Source organism: Pseudomonas sp. Z3-8, assembly GCF_051131975.1.
Lineage (GTDB): Bacteria > Pseudomonadota > Gammaproteobacteria > Pseudomonadales > Pseudomonadaceae > Aquipseudomonas.
Window position 1 is genome coordinate 5,486,609 of the sequence record NZ_CP071643.1, and the last position, 25,225, is coordinate 5,511,833.

Here is a 25,225-nt window from a genome sequence, read left to right on the forward strand (position 1 = left end):
GACCTTGTGGCGTTCACTTGAACAACAACCGGATAGCCTTGCGCGTATAGGACCAGCGCGTGATCGAGCGAACATCGGTACGCACGGCCTGGGCATAAAAAGCCTTGGCATTGGCATAGTCACCGGCGCTGTAGCAATCGCGGAACAACGACAGGCAACGCTGGGCCATGAAGGCCTTGCGCAAATCTTGCAACGCCTGCGGCATGCGCGCCGGGGAAAACACCTCGTCGACCATGCCCACGCCCGCCGCCAGGCTTTGCCTGAGGTCATGCCGCATGCTGTCGCCATGCTTGTAGATCAGCGCCAGCGGCTGATCGAGCACGGTGCATGGAAAGCGCGCCAGTACCTGGGCAAACACCGGAATGTCTTCGACGTTACGCAGATGCTCGGGATAGTTACCCGGCCCGAACACCTCGCGGTGCATGGCACAGGCGCCGTTGGACAGGGTCACCGTCTTGTCCAGCAGGTAGCCCCGAACGCGCTCACGCGGCGTGGCCGGCAGCGGCTTTACCGCATGCTGAACGCGTCGCCCGTCAGGAAACACCGACCAGTGGCCGCCGATGATCAGGCGAGTTTCAGGATGACTGGCAACATGCCGGGTCACGGCGGCAAGCGCACCCGGCGCCATCTCGTCATCGGCATCCAGGAAGATCAGGTATTGCCCCCGAGCCTCTTCGATCCCGCGATTGCGTACCGACGACAAACCACCATTGGGTTTGCGCAGGGCCCGGAAGAGCCCGGCATGTTCGGCCTGCAATTGCGCCAGGACCTGCGGTGTTGCATCAGTGGAACCATCGTCGATCACCAACAGCTCGGCCTGGGCTTCGCCCAACTGCGCGATGACCGAGTTCACCGCGCGCGGCAAGGTCTCGGCGTAGTTGTAGGCCGGGATGACGACACTGATCAGCACCTCAGTCATAAGCGTCCACACCGTCCTTGACGACCAGAATGTCTTCCATGATCAGGTACTGCAGGTCGGAGCCGAAGAACATGTTCAGCGCGTCGGTCGGCGAGCAGATCATCGGCTCGCCACGACGGTTGAGCGAAGTGTTCAGCGACACGCCATTGCCGGTCAGGACTTCCAGCGCCTTCATCATGTCGTAGTAGCGCGGGTTGTATTCACGCTTGAGCACCTGGGCCCGGGAAGTGCCGTCTTCATGGACCACTTCCGGCACGCGGGTCTTCCATTCCTCGGCCACTTCGAAGGTAAAGGTCATGAATGGCGCCGGGTGATCGACCTTGATCATCTGTGGGGCAACAGTGTCGAGCATCGACGGGCAGAAAGGCCTCCAGCGCTCGCGGAACTTGATCTGCTCGTTGATGCGGTCGGCCACACCACTGGCGCTCGGGCAACCGATGATCGAACGACCGCCCAAGGCACGCGGGCCGAACTCCATGCGCCCCTGGAACCAGGCCACCGGGTTGCCGTCGACCATGATCCTGGCGATGCGCTCGGGGGTGTTGTCGATCTTGCGCCATACCGGCTTGCTCGGATGGCGGGCGCACGCGGCGATCACGTCTTCGTTGCTGTAGGCCGGGCCGAGATAGACGTGTTCCATCTTCTCCACCGGCACGCCACGGGCATGGGACACATAAGCCGCCGCGCCTACCGCGGTGCCGGCGTCGCCGGAGGCCGGCTGCACGAACAGTTCCTTGACGTCGTCACGGGCGATGATTTTCTGGTTGAGCTTGACGTTCAGTGCGCAGCCGCCGGCGAAGGCCAGCTTGCCGGTTTCCTTGAGCACGTCGCCCAGGTAGTGGTCGATCATCTGCAGCGCGAGCTTCTCGAACAGCGCCTGCATGCTGGCGGCGTAGTGGATGTACGGCTCGTCGGCGATGTCGCCTTCACGCTTCGGGCCGAGCCATTCGATCAGCTTCGGCGAGAAGTAGAAGCCCTTGCCTTTCTCTTTATAGCGACGCAGGCCGATCACGTTGGCGTAGTCGGTGTTGATCACCAGTTCGCCGTTTTCGAACGAGGCCAGGCGCGAGAAATCGTACTTGCTGGCATCGCCATACGGCGCCATGCCCATGACCTTGAATTCGCCGTCGAGCATTTCAAAGCCGAGGAACTCGGTGATCGCGCCATACAGACCACCCAGGGAGTCCGGATCGTAGAATTCCTTGATCTTGTGGATCTTGCCGTTTTCGCCGTAGCCAAAGAACGTCGTGGCGTATTCACCCTTGCCATCGATACCCAGGATCGCGGTTTTTTCCTGGAAACCCGAGCAGTGGTAGGCGCTGGAGGCATGAGCCAAGTGGTGTTCGACCGGTTCGATCTTGATTTTTTTCGGATCGAAGCCCAGTTGCTCCAGGCACCAGACGATCTTGCGGCGATAACGCTTGTAGCGACGGTTGCCCATCAGGATCGCATCAAGGGCGCGATCCGGGGCGTACCAGTAACGCTTGGCGTAGTGCCAGCGCGCTTCGCCGAACAGGCTGATCGGGGCGAACGGGATCGCCACCACATCTACATCGGACGGCTTGATGCCGGCCTGCTCCAGGCAGAACTTTGCCGACTCGTAGGGCATGCGGTTCTTTGCATGTTTATCGCGTACGAAGCGCTCTTCCTCGGCCGCCGCGATCAGCTTGCCGTCAATGTACAGCGCTGCGGAAGGATCATGGCTAAGGGCGCCGGACAGGCCAAGAATCGTCAATGCCACAGGGGTCTAGCCTCTTATGTCTGCATACGGGCGACAAGCGCCGCGAAGAATTGATGCGCCGCGCGCCAAGGGCGCTGGGCAGCTAAAGGGCGGGATTATAGCTTAAAAGCGCCGGCAAACCTCTAGCGGCGAGCAAGTGACGAAGCTTACCTGAAGGACCTGAACACCCGTGGGAGCGAGCCTGCTCGCGAAGGCGGCAACGAATCTACACCTAACCCCAGGATTTACCCGATCCGTGGCGAGGGAGCTTGCTCCCGCTCGGCTGCGCAGCAGTCGTAAACTTGGCAACTGTGTTTTCCTGGCACACCGCATTGAATGGGTTTGGGGCCGCTGCGCAGCCCAGCGGGAGCAAGCTCCCTCGCCGCGGTGATCGGTCACAAGGCCGAGAGGGTGTTTTCGACATCCTTTGGCAAGCGCTCATCAATCACCCGATACAACGCGCTATCCTGCGGCCAGTTGCGCATGAACCGCGCGCGATCCCGGGCGTAGGCCTGGGCGAAGCTGGCCTGGGTGCGGTGTTGGCACATGGAGTCGAGGTCGATCAACGCCCAGCGGTCCTGTTGCCAGAACAGGTTGTGGCCCTTGAAGTCGCCATGGCTGATCCGTTCGCGGATGAGGTCGGCGAACAAGCGATCAAGCGCCAGCAATTCTGTTTCGGGCGCTTCACCGGTCTCCACGTATGGGGCAAAGCGCTCGATGATGTCCGGGCCCGGCAAGTACTCGGTGACCAGATACGCACCACGGCGCAGCCACAGGAAACGCTTTTCCAGCAGCGCCAGCGGCTTGGGCGTGGCAATGCCGAGGAAGGCCAGGCGATGACCCTCGCGCCAGGCATGCCAGGCACGGCTCGGACGCCAGAAGCGCTTGAGCCAATGGGCGAAGCCCTTGATGTTGTAGCGCTTGATGATCAGCGTACGGCCGTCCGCCACCACCCTGCCGACACTCGCCGCGCCGCCGGTTTTGAACAGATGTCCCTGGTCAAGCAGGGCATCGGCCTGCTCAAGCACGGGCGCTATCGCGGCCTCTTCATCACGGCGGATAGCCCGCAGGCCGAAGGCCCCACGCTTGACGCTGAACAGGCTGCATTCTCGCCCGACCTTTTCGAGGAAATCCTTCAGGCGCCAGGAATGCACCTTGTCGATCTGTTTTTGCAACGCCTCCATCGGCAACGCATGTTCGGCATTGCCAAGCAGATAATGCACCAGCAACTCTTCGGTGAACGGCGCCAGGGACTTGGGCAACTGGGCGAAAAACACACCGAGATTCTCCAGCACTTTTTGCCGCGACAACGGCTGCCCTGCGGTTTCGACCCGAATACCGGCGCCATCGATCAGGTAGAGTTTCCCATCGTGGCGCAGCAGGTTGTCCAGGTGCAGATCCTCTTGCCACAGGCCCTTGGCGTGCAGTTGTGCAATGGCACCCAGGGCCTCCGCCAGCACTGCGGCCTGCTCATCGGCCAACGGCGGCAATTGCTCGACTTGCCTCCAGGCGTCGCCCAGGCTTTGGGCTCCTTCGAGCAATTCGAACAGCAGCCAGCCACCCTCGCCGTCCTTCAAACCGTCCACTAGCAACAGCGGTGTGGTCAGGCCCTGCTCCGCCAGCAGACGCACGCCTTGCAGCTCACGCTGGAAGTGACGAGCCGCCTTGGCGCCAACCAACAATTTCGCCAGTACCGGGCGACCGCGCCAGACACCCGCGCCCACGTAACGCTGCCCCGGCAATACGCGCAGAAGCGTCAGCAATTGCAATTGCGCCGGTCCGGCGGCGTCCGCCAGCTCCAGGCTCAAGGGCAGGCCAGGGCTACGGCCGGCGTTTTTCAGTTCGGACAAAAGCATCAACGCGCCTCCTTGTCGGTACGGCGGGCGGCCACGCGTGTCATCCAGCTGTCGACCAGAGCGCTGTCCAGCGGCTGCTCCAGATAAGTAGCCAGCAACTGGCGCACGTCGTCACCCTTCCAGGCACCTGCCCGGCGCAACAGCGGTTCCAGGTCCTTGATCCGGTCACGTTGGCCGAACAGCAGCGGCCGGGTCTTCTCCAGGTCGATCAACTGCGCCTGGTAGCCGCTGTCGCCGGCTTGCAGGAAAATGTGCTTGGGATAAAAACAACCATGCATCTGATGGGCATCGTGCAGGCGCCGCGCCAGGTGCCCGCAGGCCTGCAGGATGCCCTTGCGCTGCGCGCCACTCAGCGTCGACCAGCGCTGCAGCAACGAATCGAGGTCATCCCAGCCGTCCAGCGCACGCGTCAGCAGAACCGCACGGGCCTCGCCGTTCACCTTGCGCTGGCCGTAGAACACGGCCTGCAGCGCGGGGATGCGCAGTTGCCGATAACGGCTGATATTACGAAACTCCCGGGAAAAACTCGGCTCGCCAAACGGATGCGACAAGGTTCGGGTCAGGTAATTGCTCTGACGCTTGAGGTAGTACCCCTGCCCTTCCAGTTCCAGGCGGAACACGCTGCTCCAGCCTTCCCCCGAGGTGTTGGGTTCGTCCACCGCTTCCAGTTGCCGTGCCCACAAGGCCTCGAAGCTGTCCAGGCCATGGCGTTGCAGCAACGCGCGGTCTTCATCGGCCAGAAAATCAGTCATTCACGCCCCTCGAAAAATTTCACCACATGCCGGATACGCTTCTTGTCCAAGGCATCCAGCCGGTCGCGCTGCCGATATTGCAGATAAAAACGTAGGCGCTGGGTGGCCGACAGGTGATATTTGGCGACCTTGTCCAGGCACGCCAGGTCCTTGATGATCCGGTACTTGAGCCAGAAGCCGCGCCAGAAATCACCGTTCGGACAATCGATCAGGAACAACCGCGACTGATCGTCGATCAGCAGGTTGCGCCACTTCAAATCGTTATGGGTAAAGCGCTGCTCATGCATGGTCCGCGTGTAACCCGCCAACTGCCGGCTCACACCGTCGACCCAGGCGCGGTCCGCCAGCCTGGGGTCGCGACGTTCGGCCAGGGCCGAGAGGTCTTCGGTGCGAGGCAATTCGCGGGTGATCATCGCACCACGGGCGAAGGCCGCGCCGTTGCGCTCCAGTCCCCAGGCAATGATTTGCGCGGTCGGGATCCCCCATTTGGCGAAGCGCTTGAGGTTCTGCCATTCGGACTTGACCCGCGGCCTGCCCAGGTAACGCCGCAAGCCCTTGCCGGCGCCGGTGTAGCGCTTGACGTAATAATTGACGCCGTTGCGCTGCACACGAATCACCTCCGACAGCGGGTCGCGCGTCAGACGCTCGCCCTGAAGGGCGAACACCGCGTCCAGGCTACCGAAATCCGCCGCCAGTTCGGCGTAGGCCGGTTCCAGTGTCCAGCCTGACATCAGAGCGCGTCCCCATACCGCTGCTTGCGCGCATACAGCTTGCTGGCCTTGCCTTCGAGCCAGGCCAGCAGCGACGCTTCTTCAGCCAGTACCTGGCGCAACGGCTGCTGGAAATATCCTTTGAGGAAACGCAGCTTGTCGCGGCGCGTCAGGCCGATGTCCAGCGCCGAAAAATACAGCGCGGCCAGGTCTTTGTTGCGCCAGCGCGTGGTGATGGCCGGGCGGGTCTGGGCGCGGTGCAGATCGATCACCGAGAGCTTGAAACCGTCGGCCGTCACCGGTGTGTCGGTATGCAGCAGGAAATGGCAGATGTAGCAGTCGCGGTGGTTGACCCCGGCGCGGTGCATCATGCCGGTCATGCGCGCCACTTCAGCGATCAGTGCCCGCTTGAGCCTGGGCTGCGGCGGCTGCCTGACCCAGTCGATGCTGTAATCTTCAAGGCTGATGGTGGGCGCCAGTTCTTCGGTGACGATGAACGAATGCTGGTCGGCCGGGTTGCTGCCCTTCTCGCCATACGCGACGGCCGTCATGGTCGGCACGCCGACTTCCTGCAGACGCTGGATGGCTTTCCATTCCTGTCCCGCGCCAAGTACCGGCAGCTTGGCGGTCAGCAGGTTCTTGAAAATCTCGCCCCAGCCGATGCCACGGTGGATCTTCACGAAAAAGCCGCGACCGTCCACCTCGGTACGCAAGGTGCGCCGGGCTTCGAGTTCACGGTAGACCTCGCCCTTGAGCGCCTCGACCTCGGTGAACGCATCGCGTCCGGCCCAAAGGCTCTTGAACGGTTCGGCCAGCATCAATTTCATCAAGCGTGCTCCGCCAATATCACATCGGCCGCGTGCTGCGGCATGCTGTAGAGGTCGGCCGTCTCGGCGAAGGCCAGACCGTTGCGGCTCCAGGCCGCCCTTGCCTCGGAATCACCGAGCATCCGCCCCAGGTATTCGGTCAGTTGCGTCTGCTCGAACGGCTCATCCAGTACCAGGCCGCTGTCGGCCTCGGCGATGTAATGGGCGTACCCGCACACCGCGCTGACCAACACCGGCAACCCGGCCACCAGCGCTTCGAGCAGTACCGTGCCGGTGTTTTCGTTGTAGGCCGGGTGGATCAACAGGTCGGCGCCCAGAAGGAAACGTGGGATATCGCTGCGGCCCTTGAGGAACCGCACATTGTCGCCCAGACCTAGCGCGGCACTCTGCAGTTGGAATACCTTGGGGTCGTCCTGGCCGATTACAAACAGCCGGGTGCGTTTTCTCAATTCGGCCGGCAGCGCGGCCAGGGCCTTGAGGCTGCGATCCACACCCTTGGTCTTGAAGCCGGAGCCGATCTGCACCAGTAGCAGGTCATCGTCGGCCAACTGGAATTCGGCCCGGAACGCGGCGCGGATCTCGTCGGCATCAGCGGGCCGGCGACGGTCCTGGGCGATGCCGGGCGGCAGCAGATGGAAGCGTTCCAGCGGCGTGTCGTAGTGCTTGATGAACAGCGGCTGCTGGACTTCGGAAATCATCAGGACTTCGGTCTTGGCATCCTTGGCGAACACCGCCCGTTCGTATTCGGCGAAATGCCGGTAGCGGCCCCAGCGCCGGTACAGCGAATTGCGCAGATTCTGTGCCTTGTCTTCGAAGCAGCCGTCGGCGGCGTAATACACGTCCAGGCCTGGCATCTTGTTGAAACCGATCAGACGATCCACCGGGCGCTGGGCCAGGTCGGCCTCCATCCAGGCGCTGAGTTTCTCGTTGCGACGGTGATTGAACAGCGCCTTGACCGGCGCCACCAGGACCTCGAAGCCGGGCGGCACGTCGCCCTCCCAGATCAGCGTGTAGACGCGGATCTGGTGGCCACGGCGCTGGCATTCCAGGGCGATGCGCATGAAGTCACGCTGCAGGCCACCGAAAGGAAAGTATTTGTAAAGGACAAAAGCCAATTGCATCAGCGCGGCTCCTCAGCCAATAACGTGCTCAGGTGGCTGGCAACACGCTCGGGGTTTACACGCGTGAAGCACAGGGGCTGCTCGCGTTTAAGGTCAAACCGACGGGCATCTTCGGCGGTCGGTGGATAAGTACACTGTTTCTGCATGCAGGGCGCGCAGGGGAAATCACTGGCGAGGTGAATCTGCCCTTTACCGTAGGCACCGGTCAGTACCGGGTTGGTCGGGCCGAGCAGCGAAACGGTCGGCACGTCCAGGGCCGCGGCCAGGTGTCCGAGGCCAGTGTCCACGGCCACGCAGGCCTGGGCACCGGCGAGCACCTTGCCCATGCCGCCAAGGTTCAGTTTCGGCAGTACCAGCGCGTTGCGCAGCCCGCTGGCGATGCGCTCGGCGCGGGCCTTTTCGGCAGGGTTGCCCCACGGCAGTTTCACTACCACGCCGTACTGGCCCATGCGCTCGGTGAGCTGGCGCCAGTAAAGCTCGGGCCAGTGCTTGGAGTCCCAGGTCGTGCCATGCAGGAAAACCACATAGGGATAGGGGCGCGGCAGTTCCACCAGGCGGTCGATGTCGAGGCCATAGTTGCCCTGGGTCTGCGGCAAGTCGTAGCCCAGCGCCACGGCAAACAGCTGGCGCACGCGCTCGACCGCATGCTGACCACGGGCCACCGCCAGGCGCCGGGAGTAAAACCGCGTCGCCAGGGGTTCGCGCGCCGAATCCTTATCCAGGCCAGCCACCGGGGCCTTGACGTAGCGAGTCAGCCAAGCGCTTTTCAGCAAGCCTTGGGCATCAATCACCAAGTCATACTTCTCGGCCCGCATGCTCTGCTTGAATCGCCGCCACTCGCCGCTCTTGATGGTTTGCCAGATATTCTTGCGCCAGCGCCGGATCGCCACCGGGATCACTTTGCCCACCGCGGGGTGCCAGGTAGGGATTTCGGCGAACCCCTCTTCCACCACCCAGTCGAAGCGGATGCCGGGAATCGCCCGCGCCGCATCGGTCAGCGCCGGCAAGGTGTGGACCACATCCCCCAGGGAGGAGGTCTTGATCAGCAATACCCGCAAGTTACCGGACCTCCACGGGTGAGCCCTGCAATCGCTCCAGGGCCTCGTTCACCGACGGCGGCATGAGCTGGCGCAGGCAATTGTAGTGGCCGAAGCGGCAGGTGCGATCGAAGCAAGGGCTGCATTCGATGCCCAGGCGCACGACTTCGACTTTGTCGGCCAACGGCGGCGTGAAGCCCGGCGAGGTGGAACCGTAGACCGCCACCAGAGGGCGGTTCAACGCCGCCGCGACGTGCATCAGGCCGGAGTCGTTGGACACCACGGAATCAGCGCAGGACAACAGATCAATGGCCTCGGCCAGGGACGTGTCGCCGCTAAGATTGGTCGATTCCTCCCGCAGGCCGGGGATCAGCCGCGAGCGGATGTCCTCGCCCACGGAGTGATCGTTTTTCGAACCGAACAGCCAGACTTGCCAGCCTTCGCGAATCTTCGCCTCGGCCACCTGGGCGTAATGCTCGGCCGGCCAGCGCTTGGACTCACCAAATTCGGCACCCGGGCACAGCGCCAATACCGGCCGGTCCAGGGTCAGGCCGAACTTGGCCAGGGCCGTTTCGCGCGTGACCGGGTCGATCTGCAGGCTCGGTCGCGGATAAGGCTTGGGCAACTCGGCGCCCGGCTCGTAGGCCAGGGCCATGAAGCGCTCGATCATCAGCGGATAACGATCTTTATCCAGCGTGCGCACATCGTTGAGCAAGCCATAGCGAAATTCGCCACGCCAACCGGTGCGCTTGGGGATGCCGGCGAAAAACGGCACCAACGCCGATTTCAGCGAATTGGGCAGCAGGATCGCCTGGTCGTACTGACCGACCAGGGATTTGCCGATGCGCCGGCGGGTAGCCAGCTCAAGCACGCCATGACCGAGCGGGAAGCTCAAGGCCTTGCGCACTTGCGGCATGCGCTCAAGAATCGGCCGGCTCCACTCGGGGGCCAGGACATCGATTTCGCACTGCGGATGACGCTGTTTGAGGCACTGGAACAGTGTCTGCGCCATCACCATGTCACCGACCCAACTGGGTCCAACGATCAGAATATTCATGAGCTTTCCAAAAACGCTACGGGGAGGCCTACGCCTCCCCGCCTCGAGAATCACTGTGGCTTAGGTCGCTGCCTGTTGCCCTAATCTACAACACACCACCGATCTGTTGTGGGAGCGAGCCTGCTCGCGAAGAGGCCGGCACATCAATATCAATGTCGCCTGACACTCCGCCATCGCGAGCAAGCTCGCTCCCACAGGGTCCTGCACAAGTTTCAATTACTGCGCAGCACCACAAATCCAGTGTGGGAGCGAGCCTGCTCGCGAAGAGGCCGGCACATCAATATCAATGTCGCCTGACACTCCGCCTTCGCGAGCAGGCTCGCTCCCACAGGGTCCTGCACAAGTTTCAATTACTGCGCAGCACCACACATCCATTGTGGGAGCGAGCCTGCTCGCGAAGAGGCCGGCACATCCAATATCCATGGCGCCTGATACTCCGCCTTCGCGAGCAGGCTCGCTCCCACAGGGTCCTGCACAAGTTTCAATTACTGCGCAGCACCACAAATCCAGTGTGGGAGCGAGCCTGCTCGCGAAGAGGCCGGCACCTCCAGCATCCATGGCGCCTGACACTCCGCCATCGCGAGCAGGCTCGCTCCCACAGGGGTCCTGCACAAGTTTCAATTACTGCGCAGCACCACAAATCCAATGTGGGAGCGAGCCTGCTCGCGAAGAGGCCGGCACTTCCAGCATCCATGGCGCCTGACACTCCGCCATCGCGAGCAGGCTCGCTCCCACATTTATATCTTCAGCTCATCTACCTTCAGCTCAGCCCCAATTCCCGCCAGATCCGCATCACTTGTCGACGCTCCTCGACGAACTGATCGCCTGCGATCACCCCGGCGTCTTTCTGCAAAGCCTGGCGGTGGGCGGCGGAGCGGTAGGCCTTGTAGGCTTCGCGCAACAGCGTGGCGTCCTCGGCGGGCAGCAACCCGACCTCCTGCAACCCGTCCAGGATGCGGATGTTGTCGGTATAGCGGACCAGCGATGGATGTTCCTCGGACCACGCCAGGGCCGCGTATTGCACCATAAATTCAATATCGACGATACCTCCGGCATCCTGCTTGAGATCGAAGGGTGCCGTGGCTTCGAAGGCATTTGGCGCGGTTCCGGCGGCGGTGGCCTTGCTGCCGAGATTATCGCGCATCTTGGCGCGCATCTCGCTGACCTCCTGGCGCAAAGTCGGCAAGTCACGCGAACGTCCCAGTACCTGAACGCGGACTTTTTCAAACGCCTGGCCCACATCCTGGCTGCCCACCAGCACCCGGGCACGTACCAGCGCCTGATGTTCCCAGGTCCAGGCTTCGTTTTCCTGGTAACGGGCAAACGCCCCCAGGGAACTGACCAGCAAGCCCGAGGCCCCGGAAGGTCGCAGGCGCATGTCCACCTCATAAAGCTGCCCGGAGTTGGTCTGGGCCGTCAGCAAATGAATGATCCGCTGACCAAGCCGGGTGAAAAACTGCGCGCCATCGATGGGTTTCGGACCGTCGGTTTCGGCCTGCGGGTCACCGTCGTGGATAAACACCAGGTCCAGGTCGGAACCATGCCCCAGTTCCAGCCCCCCGACTTTTCCATAACCGACAATAATGAAGCCTGGATCGCACAGGCTGCCGTCGGTGCGCAGTGGCACCCCATGCTTGGCCGTCGTCTGGCGCCAGGCCAGGGCCAGCACCTGTTCGAGAATCGCTTCGGCCAGCCAGGTCAGGTAATCGCTGACTTTCATCAGCGGCAGGCTGCCGGCGATTTCCGAGGCGGCCACCCGCAAGCGGTGCGCCAGTTTGAAATGCCGCAAGGCTTCCATCTGCTGCTCAAGATCGTCCTCGGGAATTCGTGTCAGACGCTCGCGCAACTCCGCCGCGAGCTCAGGCGCCAGGGGCGGCTTGAACAAACGGCCTTCATTGAGCAATTCATCGAGCAACAGCGGGAAACGGGTGATCTGCTCGGCGATCCACGGACTCGCCGCGCACAGCGTCAACAAACGCCGCAGGGCGCCGGGGTTCTCGGTCAACAGCACCAGATAGGCCGAACGGCGGGCGACGGCCTCCACCAGCGGCAATACCCGTTCGAGCACCAGGTCCGGGTCGGCATGCTCCACCGCCTGGGCGAGCAGGCGCGGGATGAATGCGTCCAGGCGCTCGCGCCCCAGGCGCTGCATGGCGCGCAGCTGCGGGCTGGCACGCAAGACAGCAAGGGCCTTGAGCGCTTTGGGTGCGTCGGCAAAACCGGCCTCCTCCAACTGACGACACGCCGCTTCCTCGTCCTGGCTGTCTTCCCACAATGGCAACCATTCGCCGCCAACCACCACTTCGCCTTCGCCGCCCTCGTCCTCATCCGGGTCCGCGATGACCTGGCCAAAATGCCACGCCACCCGGCCGCGCCAGTACATCAACCGCTCGTGGAACGCCGCCCAATCGACGAAGCCCAGCATGAACGCAATGCGCGCCTGGTCTTGCGGGTTATCCGGCAGCATCTGGGTCTGGCGATCGGCAATGGCCTGGATCGCGTGCTCGGTATATCGCAGGAATTCATACCCCTGGCGCAATTCATCAATGACCTTGGCCGGCAGATAGCCCTGGCCTTCCAGGGTTCCCAACACCTTCAACAATGGCCGTTGCTGCAAGCTCAGGTCACGACCGCCGTGGATCAGCTGGAACGCCTGGGCAATGAACTCCACCTCGCGAATGCCGCCCGAGCCCAGCTTGATGTTGTCAGCCATGCCTTTGCGCCGCACCTCCTGCTGGATCAACTGCTTCATGGTGCGCAGCGCTTCGATGGCAGAGAAATCCAGGTAACGGCGATAGACGAACGGGCGCAGCATGTCGAGCAATTGCGCGCCGGCCACCTGGTCGCCGGCCACCACCCGCGCCTTGATCATGGCGTAGCGTTCCCAGTCGCGCCCCTGATCCTGGTAATACTGTTCCAGGGCATTGAAGCTCAATACCAGCGCACCGGCCGAGCCGTAAGGGCGCAAGCGCATGTCGACGCGAAACACGAAGCCGTCGACGGTCATCGGGTCGAGGGCCTTGATCAGGCGCTGGCCGACGCGGATGAAAAACTCCTGGTTATCCAGCGGCCGCTTTGCGCCAACGGTTTCGCCGCCTTCGGGGTAGGCGAAGATCAGGTCGATGTCCGACGACAGGTTCAGTTCCACCGCCCCCAGCTTGCCCATGCCCAGGATGACCATCTGCTGCGGCTCGCCACTGCGCCGGCCGGTGGGGGTGCCGAATTGCTGGCTCAGGCGCTGGTACAACCACTGATACGCCTGGTCGATGCAGGTGTCGGCCATGTCCGAGAGATCACGACAGGTCTGTACCAGATCGGCCTGGCGGGTCAGGTCGCGCCAGATGATCCGCACCTGCTGGCGGGTGCGCTGGCGACGCAGCACGCGACCCAGTTCGTCCTCGCTCTCGGCGGCTCGTACGGCAGCGGCGATCTGCCCGCACATTTCGCCCGCCGCCAGGCTGCGGTCCAGCTCACCGCTGCGCACCAGCTCCAGCAACATCGCAGGATCCCGTACACTTTGTTCGATGACAAAGTCACTGGCAGCGGCGACGCGGTTGAACTCGGCCCAACGCTGCGGCGTCCAGGCGGACAGCCCGTGATCGTCGTCCAGCGAAGCAACCGCCGCGCGGAACGACTGCTCGGCGCGACTGACCAATGACTGGAGAATTGCCGGAATTTCGGCAAGCGAGGGCAGGCTCATGGTCTATCCTTGATCGGCGCGGGAAAGGCTGGATGTAGTGTTTTTTGCAAAGCCACTACCTGATCGACTGTCGAACAAAGATGATAAATAGCTGATTTTCTGATTTTATTGGCAGCCGGCATCAAGTTTTTACCTGTTCGAGTTGGCTAAAGACCAACAGTAACGATTATTCTCACAACGAAACGAGGGGCCATAAGCCGCTCATGTGTAGTTTTACTACTCGTCTATACATTCGAAAGGCTGAAACGGCCAACGATTTGTAGTAAAACTACACGCCGCCGAAACAACCTTCGGCAATCCAAGAATTTATATCGTCTGCCCACAAGGCCAGTCGCAAACTCAGGCAACCGATTCTGGTAGCCTTTCCGCCCTGGAGCAAGCCATGCAAGACCTCGATCCCGTCGAAACCCAGGAATGGCTGGACGCCCTGGAATCGGTTCTCGACAAAGAAGGCGAAGACCGTGCTCATTACCTGATGACCCGTATGGGCGAACTCGCAACCCGCAGCGGTTCGCAACTGCCCTACGCCATCACCACGCCGTACCGCAACACGATCCCCGTTACCCACGAAGCACGCATGCCTGGCGACCTGTTCATGGAACGCCGCATTCGCTCGCTGGTGCGTTGGAACGCGTTGGCCATGGTCGTGCGGACCAACCTGAAAGATTCTGACCTGGGCGGTCACATCTCCAGCTTCGCCTCCAGCGCGACACTGTATGACATCGGCTTCAACTACTTCTTCCAGGCCCCGACCGACGAACACGGCGGCGACCTGATCTACTTCCAGGGTCACGCATCGCCCGGCGTCTACGCCCGTGCGTTCATGGAAGGCCGCATCACCGAAGACCAGATGAACAATTTCCGCCAGGAAGTGGACGGCAACGGCCTGTCCTCGTACCCGCACCCTTGGCTGATGCCGGACTTCTGGCAGTTCCCGACCGTATCCATGGGCCTGGGCCCGATCCAGGCGATCTACCAGGCACGCTTCATGAAGTACCTGGAAGCTCGTGGCTTCATCCAGCCAGGCAAGCAGAAAGTCTGGTGTTTCATGGGCGACGGCGAGTGCGACGAGCCGGAATCCCTGGGCGCAATCTCCCTGGCCGGCCGCGAGAAGCTCGACAACCTGATCTTCGTCATCAACTGCAACCTGCAGCGCCTCGACGGCCCGGTTCGCGGCAACGCCAAGATCATCCAGGAACTCGAAGGCGTGTTCCGTGGCGCCCAGTGGAACGTCAACAAAGTCATCTGGGGCCGTTTCTGGGACCCACTGCTGGCCAAAGACGTCGACGGCATCCTGCAGCGTCGCATGGACGAAGTCATCGACGGCGAGTACCAGAACTACAAGGCCAAGGACGGCGCGTTCGTCCGCGAGCACTTCTTCAATTCGCCTGAACTCAAGGCGATGGTCGCCGACCTGTCCGACGACGAGATCTGGAAGCTCAACCGTGGCGGCCATGACCCGTACAAGGTCTATGCGGCTTACCACCAGGCGGTCAACCACAAAGAGCAGCCGACCGTCATCCTGGCCAAGACCATCAAGGGTTATGGCACCGGTGCCGGCGAAGCGAAGAACACCGCGCACAACACCAAGAAGGTCGATGTCGACAGCCTGAAGCTGTTCCGCGACCGCTTCGACATTCCGGTCAAGGACAGCGAGCTGGAAAACCTGCCGTTCTTCAAGCCCGAAGAAGGTAGCGCCGAGGCCCGTTACCTGGCCGAGCGCCGCGCCGCCCTGGGCGGTTTCGTGCCGCAGCGCCGCGCCAAGAGCTTCAGCATCCCGACCCCGCCACTGGAAACCCTCAAGGCAATCCTGGACGGCTCGGGCGACCGTGAAATCTCCACCACCATGGCCTTCGTGCGGATCCTCGCGCAGCTGGTCAAGGACAAGGAGATCGGCCAGCGCATCGTCCCGATCATCCCGGACGAAGCCCGTACCTTCGGTATGGAAGGCATGTTCCGCCAGTTGGGCATCTACTCGTCCGTCGGCCAGCTCTACGAGCCAGTCGATAAAGACCAGGTGATGTTCTACCGCGAAGACAAGAAGGGCCAGATCCTCGAAGAAGGCATCAACGAAGCGGGCGCCATGAGCTCGTTCATTGCCGCCGGTACTTCGTACTCCAGCCACAACCAGCCGATGCTGCCGTTCTACATCTTCTATTCGATGTTCGGCTTCCAGCGTATCGGCGACCTGGCCTGGGCCGCCGGCGACAGCCGCACCCGTGGCTTCCTGATCGGCGGTACCGCCGGCCGGACCACGCTGAACGGCGAAGGCCTGCAACACGAAGACGGCCACAGCCACATGCTGGCCGGGACCATCCCGAACTGCCGCACCTATGATCCGACCTACGGCTACGAGCTGGCGGTGATCATCCAGGACGGCATGAAGAAGATGACCGAAGAGCAACAGGACGTCTTCTACTACATCACCGTGATGAACGAGTCCTACCAGCAGCCAGCCATGCCGGCCGGTGTCGAGGCAGGTATCGTCAAGGGTATGTACCTGCTCGAGGAAGACACTCGGGAAGCGGCGCACCACGTCCAGCTGATGGGCTCCGGCACCATCCTGCGCGAAGTGCGTGAAGCGGCGAAGATCCTGCGCGAAGAATTCAACGTCGGCGCCGACGTCTGGAGCGTCACCAGCTTCAACGAATTGCGTCGCGACGGCCTCGCTGTAGAGCGCAGCAACCGCCTGCACCCTGGCCAGAAGCCGAAACTGAGCTACGTCGAAGAATGCCTGAACGGTCGCAAAGGTCCGGTCATCGCCTCTACCGACTACATGAAGCTGTTCGCCGAACAGATCCGCCAGTGGGTTCCTTCCAAGGAGTTCAAGGTGCTGGGCACCGACGGTTTCGGCCGTAGCGACAGCCGCAAGAAGCTGCGTCACTTCTTCGAAGTCGACCGTAAGTTCGTTGTGTTGGCAGCCCTGGAAGCATTGGCTGACCGCGGCGATATCGAACCCAAGGTGGTGGCCGAGGCCATCGTCAAGTTCGGCATCGATCCGGAAAAACGCAACCCACTGGACTGCTGAGGAGAATTTTCGTGAGCGAACTCATTCGCGTACCTGACATCGGCAGCGGTGAAGGTGAAGTAATTGAACTGTTTGTGAAGGTCGGCGACCGCATCGAAGCCGACCAGAGCATCCTGACGCTTGAATCGGACAAGGCCAGCATGGAAGTGCCCGCGCCGAAGGCCGGTGTCATCAAGAGCCTGAAAGTGAAGCTGGGCGATCGCCTGAAAGAAGGCGACGAACTGCTGGAGCTGGAAGTCGAGGGCGCCGCTGCGGCGCCTGAAGCGCCAGCGCCCGCTGCTGCGCCGGCAGCGGCTGAAAAGCCTGCCGCCGCACCGGCTGCAGAAGCCGCTCCGGCGACTGCGACTGCACCTGCCGCGGCCTCTGTCCAGGACATTCATGTCCCGGACATCGGTTCCTCGGGCAAGGCCAAGATCATCGAAGTGCTGGTCAAGGCCGGCGACACCGTCGAAGCCGACCAGTCGCTGATCACCCTGGAATCCGACAAGGCCAGCATGGAGATCCCTTCGCCGGCTGCCGGCGTGGTGGAAAGCGTCGAGGTCAAGCTGGACGACGAAGTCGGCACCGGTGACTTGATCCTCAAGCTGAAAGTGGCCGGTGCCTCGGCACCTGCCGCGCCTGCCCCGGCTGCTGCGCCTGCTGCCAAGGCTGAGTCGGCCCCGGCTCCGGCGCCTGCCGCCAAGGCCGAAGCAGCTCCTGCCCCTGTCGCCGCTGCGCCTGCGCCAAGCGGTGCCAAGGTGCACGCCGGCCCAGCCGTGCGTCAGCTGGCCCGTGAATTCGGCGTCGAGCTGTCGGCCGTCGGTCCAAGCGGTCCTCACGGCCGCGTGCTGAAGGAAGACGTGCAGGCCTACGTCAAGGCCATGATGCAGAAGGCCAAGAACGCACCGGCCGAAGGCGCCACTGGCGGCGCGGGTATCCCGCCGATTCCGGCGGTGGACTTCAGCCGCTTCGGTGAAACCGAAGAAGTCGCGATGACCCGCCTGATGCAGATCGGCGCGTCGAGCCTGCATCGCAGCTGGCTGAACATTCCACACGTGACTCAGTTCGACCAGGCTGACATCACCGAACTGGAAGCCTTCCGCGTCGCACAGAAAGCCGTGGCCGAAAAGGCCGGCGTGAAGCTGACCGTGTTGCCGCTGCTGCTCAAGGCTTGCGCGCACCTGCTCAAGGAACTGCCGGACTTCAACAGCTCCCTGGCCCCAAGCGGCAAGGCTGTGATCCGCAAGAAGTACGTGCACATCGGCTTTGCCGTCGACACCCCGGAAGGCCTGCTGGTACCGGTCATCCGTAACGTCGACCAGAAGAGCCTGCTGCAACTGGCTGGCGAAGCCGCTGCCCTGGCCGAAAAAGCCCGGAACAAGAAGCTCACCGCCGACGACATGCAGGGCGCCTGCTTCACCATCTCCAGCCTCGGTCACATTGGCGGCACCGGCTTCACGCCGATCGTCAACGCGCCGGAAGTGGCGATCCTGGGTGTTTCCAAGGCCACCATCCAGCCGGTCTGGGACGGTAAAGCCTTCCAGCCCAAGCTGATGCTGCCGCTGTCGCTGTCCTACGATCACCGTGTGATCAATGGTGCGGCCGCTGCACGCTTCACCAAGCGCTTGAGCGACCTGCTGGGCGACATCCGCACCATCCTGCTGTAACACTGAATGGCCCTCCTCACGGAGGGTCCTTCGGGATTCGTTTTCCGAGCGCCACGCTCGTACCTCAACCCCGCCCGTCTGGCGGGGCTTTTTTTGTCTGCGATTCAAGTCAGGCAGTTGCCATCCCCATCGCGAGCAGGCTCGCTCCCACAATGGATCCGTGTGGCTGCACGGTCTGAAAGACTGCCCTGTGGGAGATTCTATGGTGCAGGACTAGCCCCTAAATGCCTTTTGGTAAGTATTCGCTCTGGTTCTTCAACAGAGCGAATACCACTCGGGCAAGCTTGCGGGCCAGCGCTACCAATGCCTCGGTTGTGCTGAGCCCTCGGGACCTCAAACCCTCGTAAAATCCCTTCCACGCCGCCGTGCGACTCGCCGACATCGCGGCGTTGTGCATCAATCGGCGTGCCTCCGGATCACCTCGCTTAGACAGGCAGCGGCGTCCCTTCTTTTTTCCCGAGTCCGATATGCGCAGGTCCAGACCCAGAAAAGCGATGAAGGCATCGGCATTTCTGAAATCTCCACGCTGGAACGACGTGAGCAAACGGGCACCGCTTAACAGACCGATGCCTTCGACTTTCATGCAGCGCTTGAGCTGACTGCCCAAACCGGCTGCATCCAACTGCGTCTGGATTGTTTTCTCAAGCAAAATTTCGAGTCTTTGCATGGCCTTTATCTGGTTCTCAAAGGCCGTTTTGAGCAACGGTTCGTTTGACCAGCTTTGCTTGAGGCTGACACGCGCCTGAACCAAGGCTGCCCGCCGCCGGAAAAGGCTTATAAGCCTGCAATACAGGGGCGATGGCGGGGACCAAGGGTGCAACTGGTGGCCTTCGTTGTTCAAGTAGCGAGCCAACAACCGAGCATCCAGCGCATCGGTTTTAGCGCGCATTTTCACACCTTTGCGGTAATGACTGAGTTCGTAACCGCCGATCATATAAATCACACAGCCATGCGCATAAGCCAGATCGGCGAAGTCCTGGTGATAGATATTCGTGGCTTCGATGGCGACATCCATTGGCGCAGGTAATGCCTTGAGCCACTTCTTGATATCAGCTTTGGTGTTGGGGATCGTTTCGAGTCGATCGGATTGGGCGTGATAAATCACCAACTCATCTTTGGCGACATCCACACCTACGATCGGCTGGGCGGTGGCGACGGGCATTGCCATTGAAAATCCTCCGGGCTAAGGTTTGAACACTTGAAGGGTTCACCCAGAGGCGCAGGCTTGTTCCTATCGTCGGTCTAGGCCAGATGCATTCTTTATCGGCGCTTGGGTGAAAGGAGGAGGGGTGAAATCTCCCACGGTCTGTACTGCGGCTAACAGTCAGAATCGAGCCTAGTCCCTCCTCCTCCCTTCAAGTCCTACCATACAAGCGAGCCTGCTCGCGATGGCGGAATGTCAGGCATCGCGGCAATCTTCCTACCCCCCAAGCATTGAATGACTACGCCCTCTGCTGCTTATTCCCCACAACCTGCGCCCCCTTCCCCATCAACATTTTCCGCGCGCAGGGCCTTAGCATCGAACCGCCAAGGCATCTTGATGCGTGCCCCATCAAAACTTCGAATGGATTCGAATATGTTCAAACCTACCGTCGGCCCTATCGTCGGCCACACCACGCCCCATCACGCCCGGATATTCCTGCGCGGCGACCACGCCAACAACAGGGTCTTCGCCGGGATTCGCCACAGGCGCCAAGGTGACACCCGCTGGTCGCAAGGCCAGTTCGTGCAATTGAAGGCTTACCGCGACATGACCGCTGTCATCGTGCTCAAGGGTCTTCGCGCCGATACCGCCTACGAATACCAGGCGGGCTGGTTCAGCCCCCTGCGCCCGACCCATACCACGGCGACCGTGCAGCAGCTGCCATTGCCATGGCCTGGGGAGGTTTACCACTTGCGCACGCCGTCCGGCACGGATAACGCTGCGCGCAGCTATATCGTGGGCTCCTGTCGTTATCTGCAGATCGCCGGCGACGTGCCGTTGCTGCCCGGGCTCGGTGACCGCATCTTCGCGAGCATCAGCCACCTCGTGAAGCGGGCTGATCCGCCGATCAGTGCCGTGTTGATGGCGGGTGACCAGGTCTACCTCGATGACCTGAACAAGGTCGCCCCGGACCGCAGCGCCCGGGACATTCTGTTCAAGTACCGCACGGCCTTCTCCCAGCCGCACATCAGGCGCTTGATGTCCAGCGTACCGACCTACATGATCCTCGATGACCATGAAATAGAGGACAACTGGCCCGCCAATAAAGAACCGGACGATGAGCGTCTATACGCCAACGCCCTGGATGCCTATGCGCTGTATCAGGCCAGCCATGGCCCGGCTGGCGAAGACCTGGACGACGCAAGCCCAGGCCGACCGCCGCGACGATTCTGGTACCTGTTCGCTCACGGCGATATCCAATGGTTCGTCACCGACAGCCGGACCCGACGCAACCTGTCGGCGGCTGACCGGCGCATCCTTGATCAGGAACAGGAGCAGGCGCTGCTCGAATGGCTCATCGGTAGCACTGCCCGGGTCAAGCTTGTCGTAACCAGCGTCATGTTCTATCCCGATCGCAAACTGGACGACGGAGACGCCTGGCAAGCTTTCCCGAACCAACGCCTGCGCCTGATCGAAGCCATCCGCACGCACCGGATCAAAAACGTGATTTTTGTGTCCGGCGACGTGCACGGCTCCCTGACCAGCCGCCTGGTTCATAACCAGGATCCTGATTTCGCAGTCCACACCATCGTTTCCTCGCCGCTGTGCAACAGCCTGCTGCTGCCCTATGCCACAGCCTCGAGTTTCATCATCGGCGAGCCCATGGCCAAGGCAGCGGGCGGGGAGTATCGATATGAACTGACCAGCAAGGTCATCAGCCAGGACAATTTCGCTCAGCTGCGAGTAACGACCCAGAGCATTCAAGTGACCTTTCATGACCGTGACGGCGACCCCTTGGAGGTCGTCGATATACCGTTGCGCTGACCTGCGGTGGCACCACGAATGCCTCTGATCGGCTGGCCACTGGAGAAATCCGCTGATCGGCCGATAAAAGGTTTATAGCACTTGGCCTTCATGTCTCTTGTCAGCCAGTGCCGCAATGATGCAACCTTGCGGCAATCCGTAATAACGAGGGCGTCAGCCCGGCGCGATCAGCATCTTCGAAGCGAGTTTCCCTCATGAAAAGCCAACCCGATGCCGCCAGCCGTATGGCGGCCGAGGTAGTGACGCAGTTACCGGTGCCCTCGCGGCTCGGTATGCTGCGTTTCGAACGGCTGAATGAAGCAAGCTGGGCGCTACTGTTTCTCGATCCCAACTGCGAACGTTACTTTGGCCTGCCGGCCGTCGAGCTGTGCTCGCTGGTGAGTTCACCCTATGCCAGCCTCATGGAGCCGGAAGCACGCTACCAGCTGCACGACGCGATCCAGCAGCAGTTGACCCAGGCCCCTCATTACCAGATCCGCTACACGCTGCACACCGCCAGGGGCCCGTTGAACCTCCTGGAAACGGGTGAAACCTACAAACAGCACAACCGCCATTTGCTGCGCGGCTATCTGTTAGTGGTGGACAGCCTGGTGCCAACCGAGCCCTCCGTGCCGGCGCTCGATCTGGAAACCCAGAACTCGCGCCTGCAGATCGCCCTGGAACTGAACCAGCGCGCCCAGCAGGAGCAGCTCCAGCACCTGGACCGGGTGCGCGCCCAACAAGACCTGATCCTGCTGCTGACCCGCCAGCGCTATAGCGCCAACAATTCCTTGCAGGAAGCCGCCGAGCTGATTACCCGCAGCGCCTGCGATATCTACCAGATCGACAGCGCCAGCATCTGGAATCTGGAGGACGGCAAGCTGCTGCCGATCTCGGCCTATAACCGCGCCTCCCAGGACTATTTCCTGCCGGAAGTAATCAACGCCAGCGAGTTTCCAACCTACATGGAAGCGCTGCAGACCTGCCGCGCCATTGACGCTCACAACGCGATGCGCGACCCGCGCACCCGCGAGATGGCCGAGAACCTGCGCATCCGCGACGTCAACGCGATTCTCGACGCCAGTATCCGTATCGACGGCCAGGTGGTAGGCGTCCTGTGCCTGGAGCAAGTAGGCGCCACCCGCGCCTGGCAATCGGATGAAATCGCCTTTGCCGGCGAACTGGCGGACCAGTTCGCCCAGGTCATCAACAACCACAACCGGCGCACCGCCACCAGTGCCCTGCACTTGTTCCAGCGTGCGGTGGAACAGAGCGCAAACGCGTTCCTGCTGGTCAACTGCGACGGCGTGGTGGAATACGTCAACCCGAGCTTCACCGCCATCACTCAGTACACCACTGAAGAAGTCCATGGTCAGCGCCTGTCCGAGCTGCCGGCCCTGGAGAATCTCAGCGAACTGCTCTTCGACGCGCCGTCGGCCCTGGCCCAGAGCAACAGCTGGCAGGGGGAATTCAAGAGCCGGCGCAAAAATCTCGAGCCCTACTGGGGCCAGCTGTCGATTTCCAAGGTCTATGGCGACAACCGCGAACTGACCCACTACATCGGCATCTACGAAGACATCACCCAGACCAAACTGGCCCAGCAGCGCATCGAACGCCTGGCCTACACCGACAACCTGACCAACCTGGGCAACCGCCCGGCGTTCATTCGCAATCTCGATGAACGCTTCGCCCGGGACAGCGACTCGCCCATCAGCCTGTTGCTGGTGGACATCGACAACTTCAAGCGCATCAACGACAGCCTCGGCCACCAGACCGGCGACAAGCTGCTGATCAGCCTGGCCCGACGCCTGCGCAACAGCCTGAGCCCAAGCGGCAGCCTGGCGCGGTTCGCCAGTAACGAGTTCGCCGTGCTGCTGGATGACACCGGCCTGGAAGCCGGCCAGCAGATCGCCAGCCAATTGCTGATGACGCTCGACAAGCCGATGTTCGTCGACAACCAGTTGATCAGCGTGACCGGTTCGGTCGGCCTGGCCTGCGCACCGTTGCATGGGCGTGACCCGCAGACGCTGATGCGCAACGCCGGCCTCGCCCTGCACAAGGCCAAGGCCAACGGCAAGCATCAGGTCCAGGTGTTCACCGAGGCGCTGAACGCCGAGGCCAGCTACAAGCTGTTCGTGGAAAACAACCTGCGCCGCGCCCTGACCCAGAATGAACTGGACGTTTTCTATCAGCCCAAGCTGTGCCTGCGCAGCGGTCGCCTGCTGGGCATGGAGGCGCTGCTGCGCTGGAACCACCCGGAAAAAGGCATGATCCGTCCGGACCAGTTCATCAGCGTGGCCGAGGAAACCGGCCTGATCATCCCCATCGGCAAATGGATCGCCCGCCAGGCTTGCCGCATGAGCAAGCAATTGACCGCAGCCGGCCTGGGCAACCTGCAGGTGGCGATCAACCTATCGCCCAAGCAGTTCTCCGACCCGGACCTGGTGGCCTCGATCGCCAGCATCCTCAAGGAAGAGCAACTGCCCGCCCGCTTGCTGGAACTGGAGCTGACCGAAGGCTTGCTGCTCGAAGCCACCGAAGACACGCACCTGCAACTCGACCAGCTCAAGCGCCTGGGCCTGACCCTGGCCATGGACGATTTCGGTACCGGTTATTCATCCCTGAGCTATCTGAAGAAATTCCCGATCGACATCATCAAGATCGATCGCAGCTTCATCCATGAGATCCCGGACAACCAGGACGACATGGAAATCACCTCCGCCGTGATCGCCATGGCCCACAACCTGAAACTCAAGGTCGTCGCCGAAGGCATCGAGACCGCCCAGCAGCTGGCGTTCCTGCGTCGCCACCGCTGCGACGTCGGCCAGGGCTACCTGTTCGACCGGCCGATTCCCGGTGCAGAGCTTGTCGAGAAGCTCAAGCGCTACCCGCGCGGCCCTCTTGTCTGACAGCCGCTTATAGCGAGCAGCGGCTTTTCTGAGGCACACTGACGGTCTATTTCGCTCAATTCAATCTGACTGAGAGGACTGATGATGGTCTTGCGCTCGGAAATCCTGGTGAACAAAAACGTGCTTCCTACTCAAGAACAAGCTCTGCCTGGCCGTGAAACCCCGATGACCGTGCCAGAAAAACACTTCGTCCATGACGCGCCGCTGCTGGGCCCGTTTGCCATGGACGTGGACTTCGCGATCTTCGGCCTGGGTTGCTTCTGGGGTGCGGAGCGCAAGTTCTGGCAACGTGAAGGCGTGGTCAGCACGGCGGTGGGTTACGCGGGCGGCTTTACGCCAAACCCGACTTACGAAGAGGTCTGCTCGGGCCTGACCGGCCACAGCGAAGTGGTGCTGGTGGTCTACGAGCCGGCGAAAGTCAGCTACAACGAACTGCTGGCGATGTTCTGGGAACTGCACAACCCGACCCAGGGCATGCGCCAGGGCAACGACATCGGCACCCAGTACCGCTCGGTGGTCTACTGCACCACGCCCGAGCAGCTGGAAGCGGCGAAAAAGAGCAAGGAACTATTCCAGGCTGAACTGACCAAGGCCGGGCTGGGAGAAATCACCACCGAAATCGACGAAGCGCCGACCTTCTACTTTGCCGAGGCGTATCACCAGCAATACCTGGCGAAAAACCCTGAAGGTTATTGCGGGATTGGCGGTACGGGCGTGACTTGCCCGATCTGATCGTCAGGCCCTGAAAAGCATCGCGAGCAAGCTCGCTCCCACAATGGCCGGGGTCGAACCCATATAGTGAGTACACCCCAAGCCCTGGGGGAGCGAGCTTGCTCGTGAATGCGGCCTGACAGTCGGCCAGGGGGTTTGTTGACCGGGTACATATCCGTTGCTGCGGTAACGGCGGCTTATGGTTCCGCTTTTACAGCGGGTCACTTTTGAGAAGCGCAAAAGTAACCAAAACGCTTCTGCCCCACCACTCGGCACCTCGCCAAG

At 61.7% G+C, this 25,225-nt stretch carries 16 protein-coding genes; 5 read left to right on the forward strand and 11 right to left on the reverse strand.

What is annotated here, in order from left to right; translation table 11 throughout:
* Positions 1–13 precede the first annotated feature (13 nt).
* The 10 genes from J3P94_RS25015 to glnE all read right to left on the reverse strand — a co-directional run bounded on the left by J3P94_RS25015 (position 14) and on the right by glnE (position 13,699).
* Complete coding sequence (locus tag J3P94_RS25015) at positions 14–919, reverse strand: glycosyltransferase family 2 protein (protein WP_434570051.1); 906 nt, start codon at positions 917–919, stop codon at positions 14–16.
* Entirely contained in the window at positions 912–2,660 is a 1,749-nt protein-coding gene (locus tag J3P94_RS25020) for a carbamoyltransferase family protein (protein WP_305497269.1), read from the reverse strand. The genes J3P94_RS25015 and J3P94_RS25020 overlap by 8 nt, the downstream gene beginning before the upstream one ends.
* A gap of 374 nt (positions 2,661–3,034) precedes the next feature.
* Positions 3,035–4,495 (reverse strand): lipopolysaccharide kinase InaA family protein, encoded by a 1,461-nt coding sequence (locus tag J3P94_RS25025; RefSeq protein ID WP_434570053.1) that lies wholly within the window; start codon positions 4,493–4,495, stop codon positions 3,035–3,037.
* Positions 4,495–5,247 carry a lipopolysaccharide kinase InaA family protein gene (locus J3P94_RS25030; RefSeq protein WP_434570055.1) on the reverse strand — a complete coding sequence of 251 codons (753 nt, stop codon included), beginning with the start codon at positions 5,245–5,247 and terminating at the stop codon, positions 4,495–4,497. Before J3P94_RS25030 ends, J3P94_RS25025 begins: the two co-directional genes overlap by 1 nt.
* Entirely contained in the window at positions 5,244–5,978 is a 735-nt protein-coding gene (locus J3P94_RS25035) for a lipopolysaccharide kinase InaA family protein (RefSeq protein WP_434570057.1), read from the reverse strand. The genes J3P94_RS25030 and J3P94_RS25035 overlap by 4 nt, the downstream gene beginning before the upstream one ends.
* Positions 5,978–6,784 (reverse strand): lipopolysaccharide core heptose(I) kinase RfaP, encoded by an 807-nt coding sequence (rfaP, locus tag J3P94_RS25040; RefSeq protein WP_434570059.1) that lies wholly within the window; start codon positions 6,782–6,784, stop codon positions 5,978–5,980. The genes J3P94_RS25035 and rfaP overlap by 1 nt, the downstream gene beginning before the upstream one ends.
* Entirely contained in the window at positions 6,784–7,905 is a 1,122-nt protein-coding gene (locus tag J3P94_RS25045) for a glycosyltransferase family 4 protein (RefSeq protein ID WP_434570061.1), read from the reverse strand. Before J3P94_RS25045 ends, rfaP begins: the two co-directional genes overlap by 1 nt.
* On the reverse strand, positions 7,905–8,963 hold the full coding sequence (waaC, locus tag J3P94_RS25050) for a lipopolysaccharide heptosyltransferase I (RefSeq protein WP_434570063.1): 1,059 nt from the start codon (positions 8,961–8,963) through the stop codon (positions 7,905–7,907). Before waaC ends, J3P94_RS25045 begins: the two co-directional genes overlap by 1 nt.
* A gap of 1 nt (position 8,964) precedes the next feature.
* Positions 8,965–9,999, reverse strand: coding sequence for a lipopolysaccharide heptosyltransferase II (gene waaF, locus J3P94_RS25055; protein WP_434570065.1), 1,035 nt, complete (start codon positions 9,997–9,999; stop codon positions 8,965–8,967).
* A gap of 760 nt (positions 10,000–10,759) precedes the next feature.
* Positions 10,760–13,699 carry a bifunctional [glutamate--ammonia ligase]-adenylyl-L-tyrosine phosphorylase/[glutamate--ammonia-ligase] adenylyltransferase gene (gene glnE, locus J3P94_RS25060; RefSeq protein WP_434570067.1) on the reverse strand — a complete coding sequence of 980 codons (2,940 nt, stop codon included), beginning with the start codon at positions 13,697–13,699 and terminating at the stop codon, positions 10,760–10,762.
* A 382-nt stretch (positions 13,700–14,081) separates the two neighbouring features.
* Here glnE and aceE point away from each other — a divergent pair, with 382 nt between their 5' ends.
* Both aceE and aceF read left to right on the forward strand, forming a co-directional pair.
* A complete protein-coding gene (gene aceE / locus J3P94_RS25065; protein WP_434570069.1) occupies positions 14,082–16,727 on the forward strand; it encodes a pyruvate dehydrogenase (acetyl-transferring), homodimeric type in 2,646 nt (881 codons plus the stop codon).
* Between the two features lie 11 nt (positions 16,728–16,738).
* Positions 16,739–18,373, forward strand: coding sequence for a dihydrolipoyllysine-residue acetyltransferase (aceF, locus tag J3P94_RS25070; protein WP_434570071.1), 1,635 nt, complete (start codon positions 16,739–16,741; stop codon positions 18,371–18,373).
* A gap of 220 nt (positions 18,374–18,593) precedes the next feature.
* On the opposite strand, the gene J3P94_RS25075 is transcribed toward aceF, so the two are convergent.
* Positions 18,594–19,541, reverse strand: coding sequence for an IS110 family transposase (locus tag J3P94_RS25075; protein ID WP_434568586.1), 948 nt, complete (start codon positions 19,539–19,541; stop codon positions 18,594–18,596).
* A 408-nt stretch (positions 19,542–19,949) separates the two neighbouring features.
* Between J3P94_RS25075 and J3P94_RS25080 the strand changes: the two genes are divergently transcribed.
* The 3 genes from J3P94_RS25080 (at position 19,950) to msrA (ending at position 24,961) form a co-directional block, all read left to right on the forward strand.
* Positions 19,950–21,341: an alkaline phosphatase D family protein gene (locus J3P94_RS25080; protein WP_434570073.1), complete on the forward strand. Its 1,392-nt coding sequence runs from the start codon at positions 19,950–19,952 to the stop codon at positions 21,339–21,341.
* Between the two features lie 194 nt (positions 21,342–21,535).
* Complete coding sequence (locus tag J3P94_RS25085; protein WP_434570075.1) at positions 21,536–24,229, forward strand: putative bifunctional diguanylate cyclase/phosphodiesterase; 2,694 nt, start codon at positions 21,536–21,538, stop codon at positions 24,227–24,229.
* Positions 24,230–24,313: 84 nt separating this feature from the next.
* Positions 24,314–24,961: a peptide-methionine (S)-S-oxide reductase MsrA gene (msrA, locus tag J3P94_RS25090; protein ID WP_434574299.1), complete on the forward strand. Its 648-nt coding sequence runs from the start codon at positions 24,314–24,316 to the stop codon at positions 24,959–24,961.
* Positions 24,962–25,225: the final 264 nt, after the last annotated feature.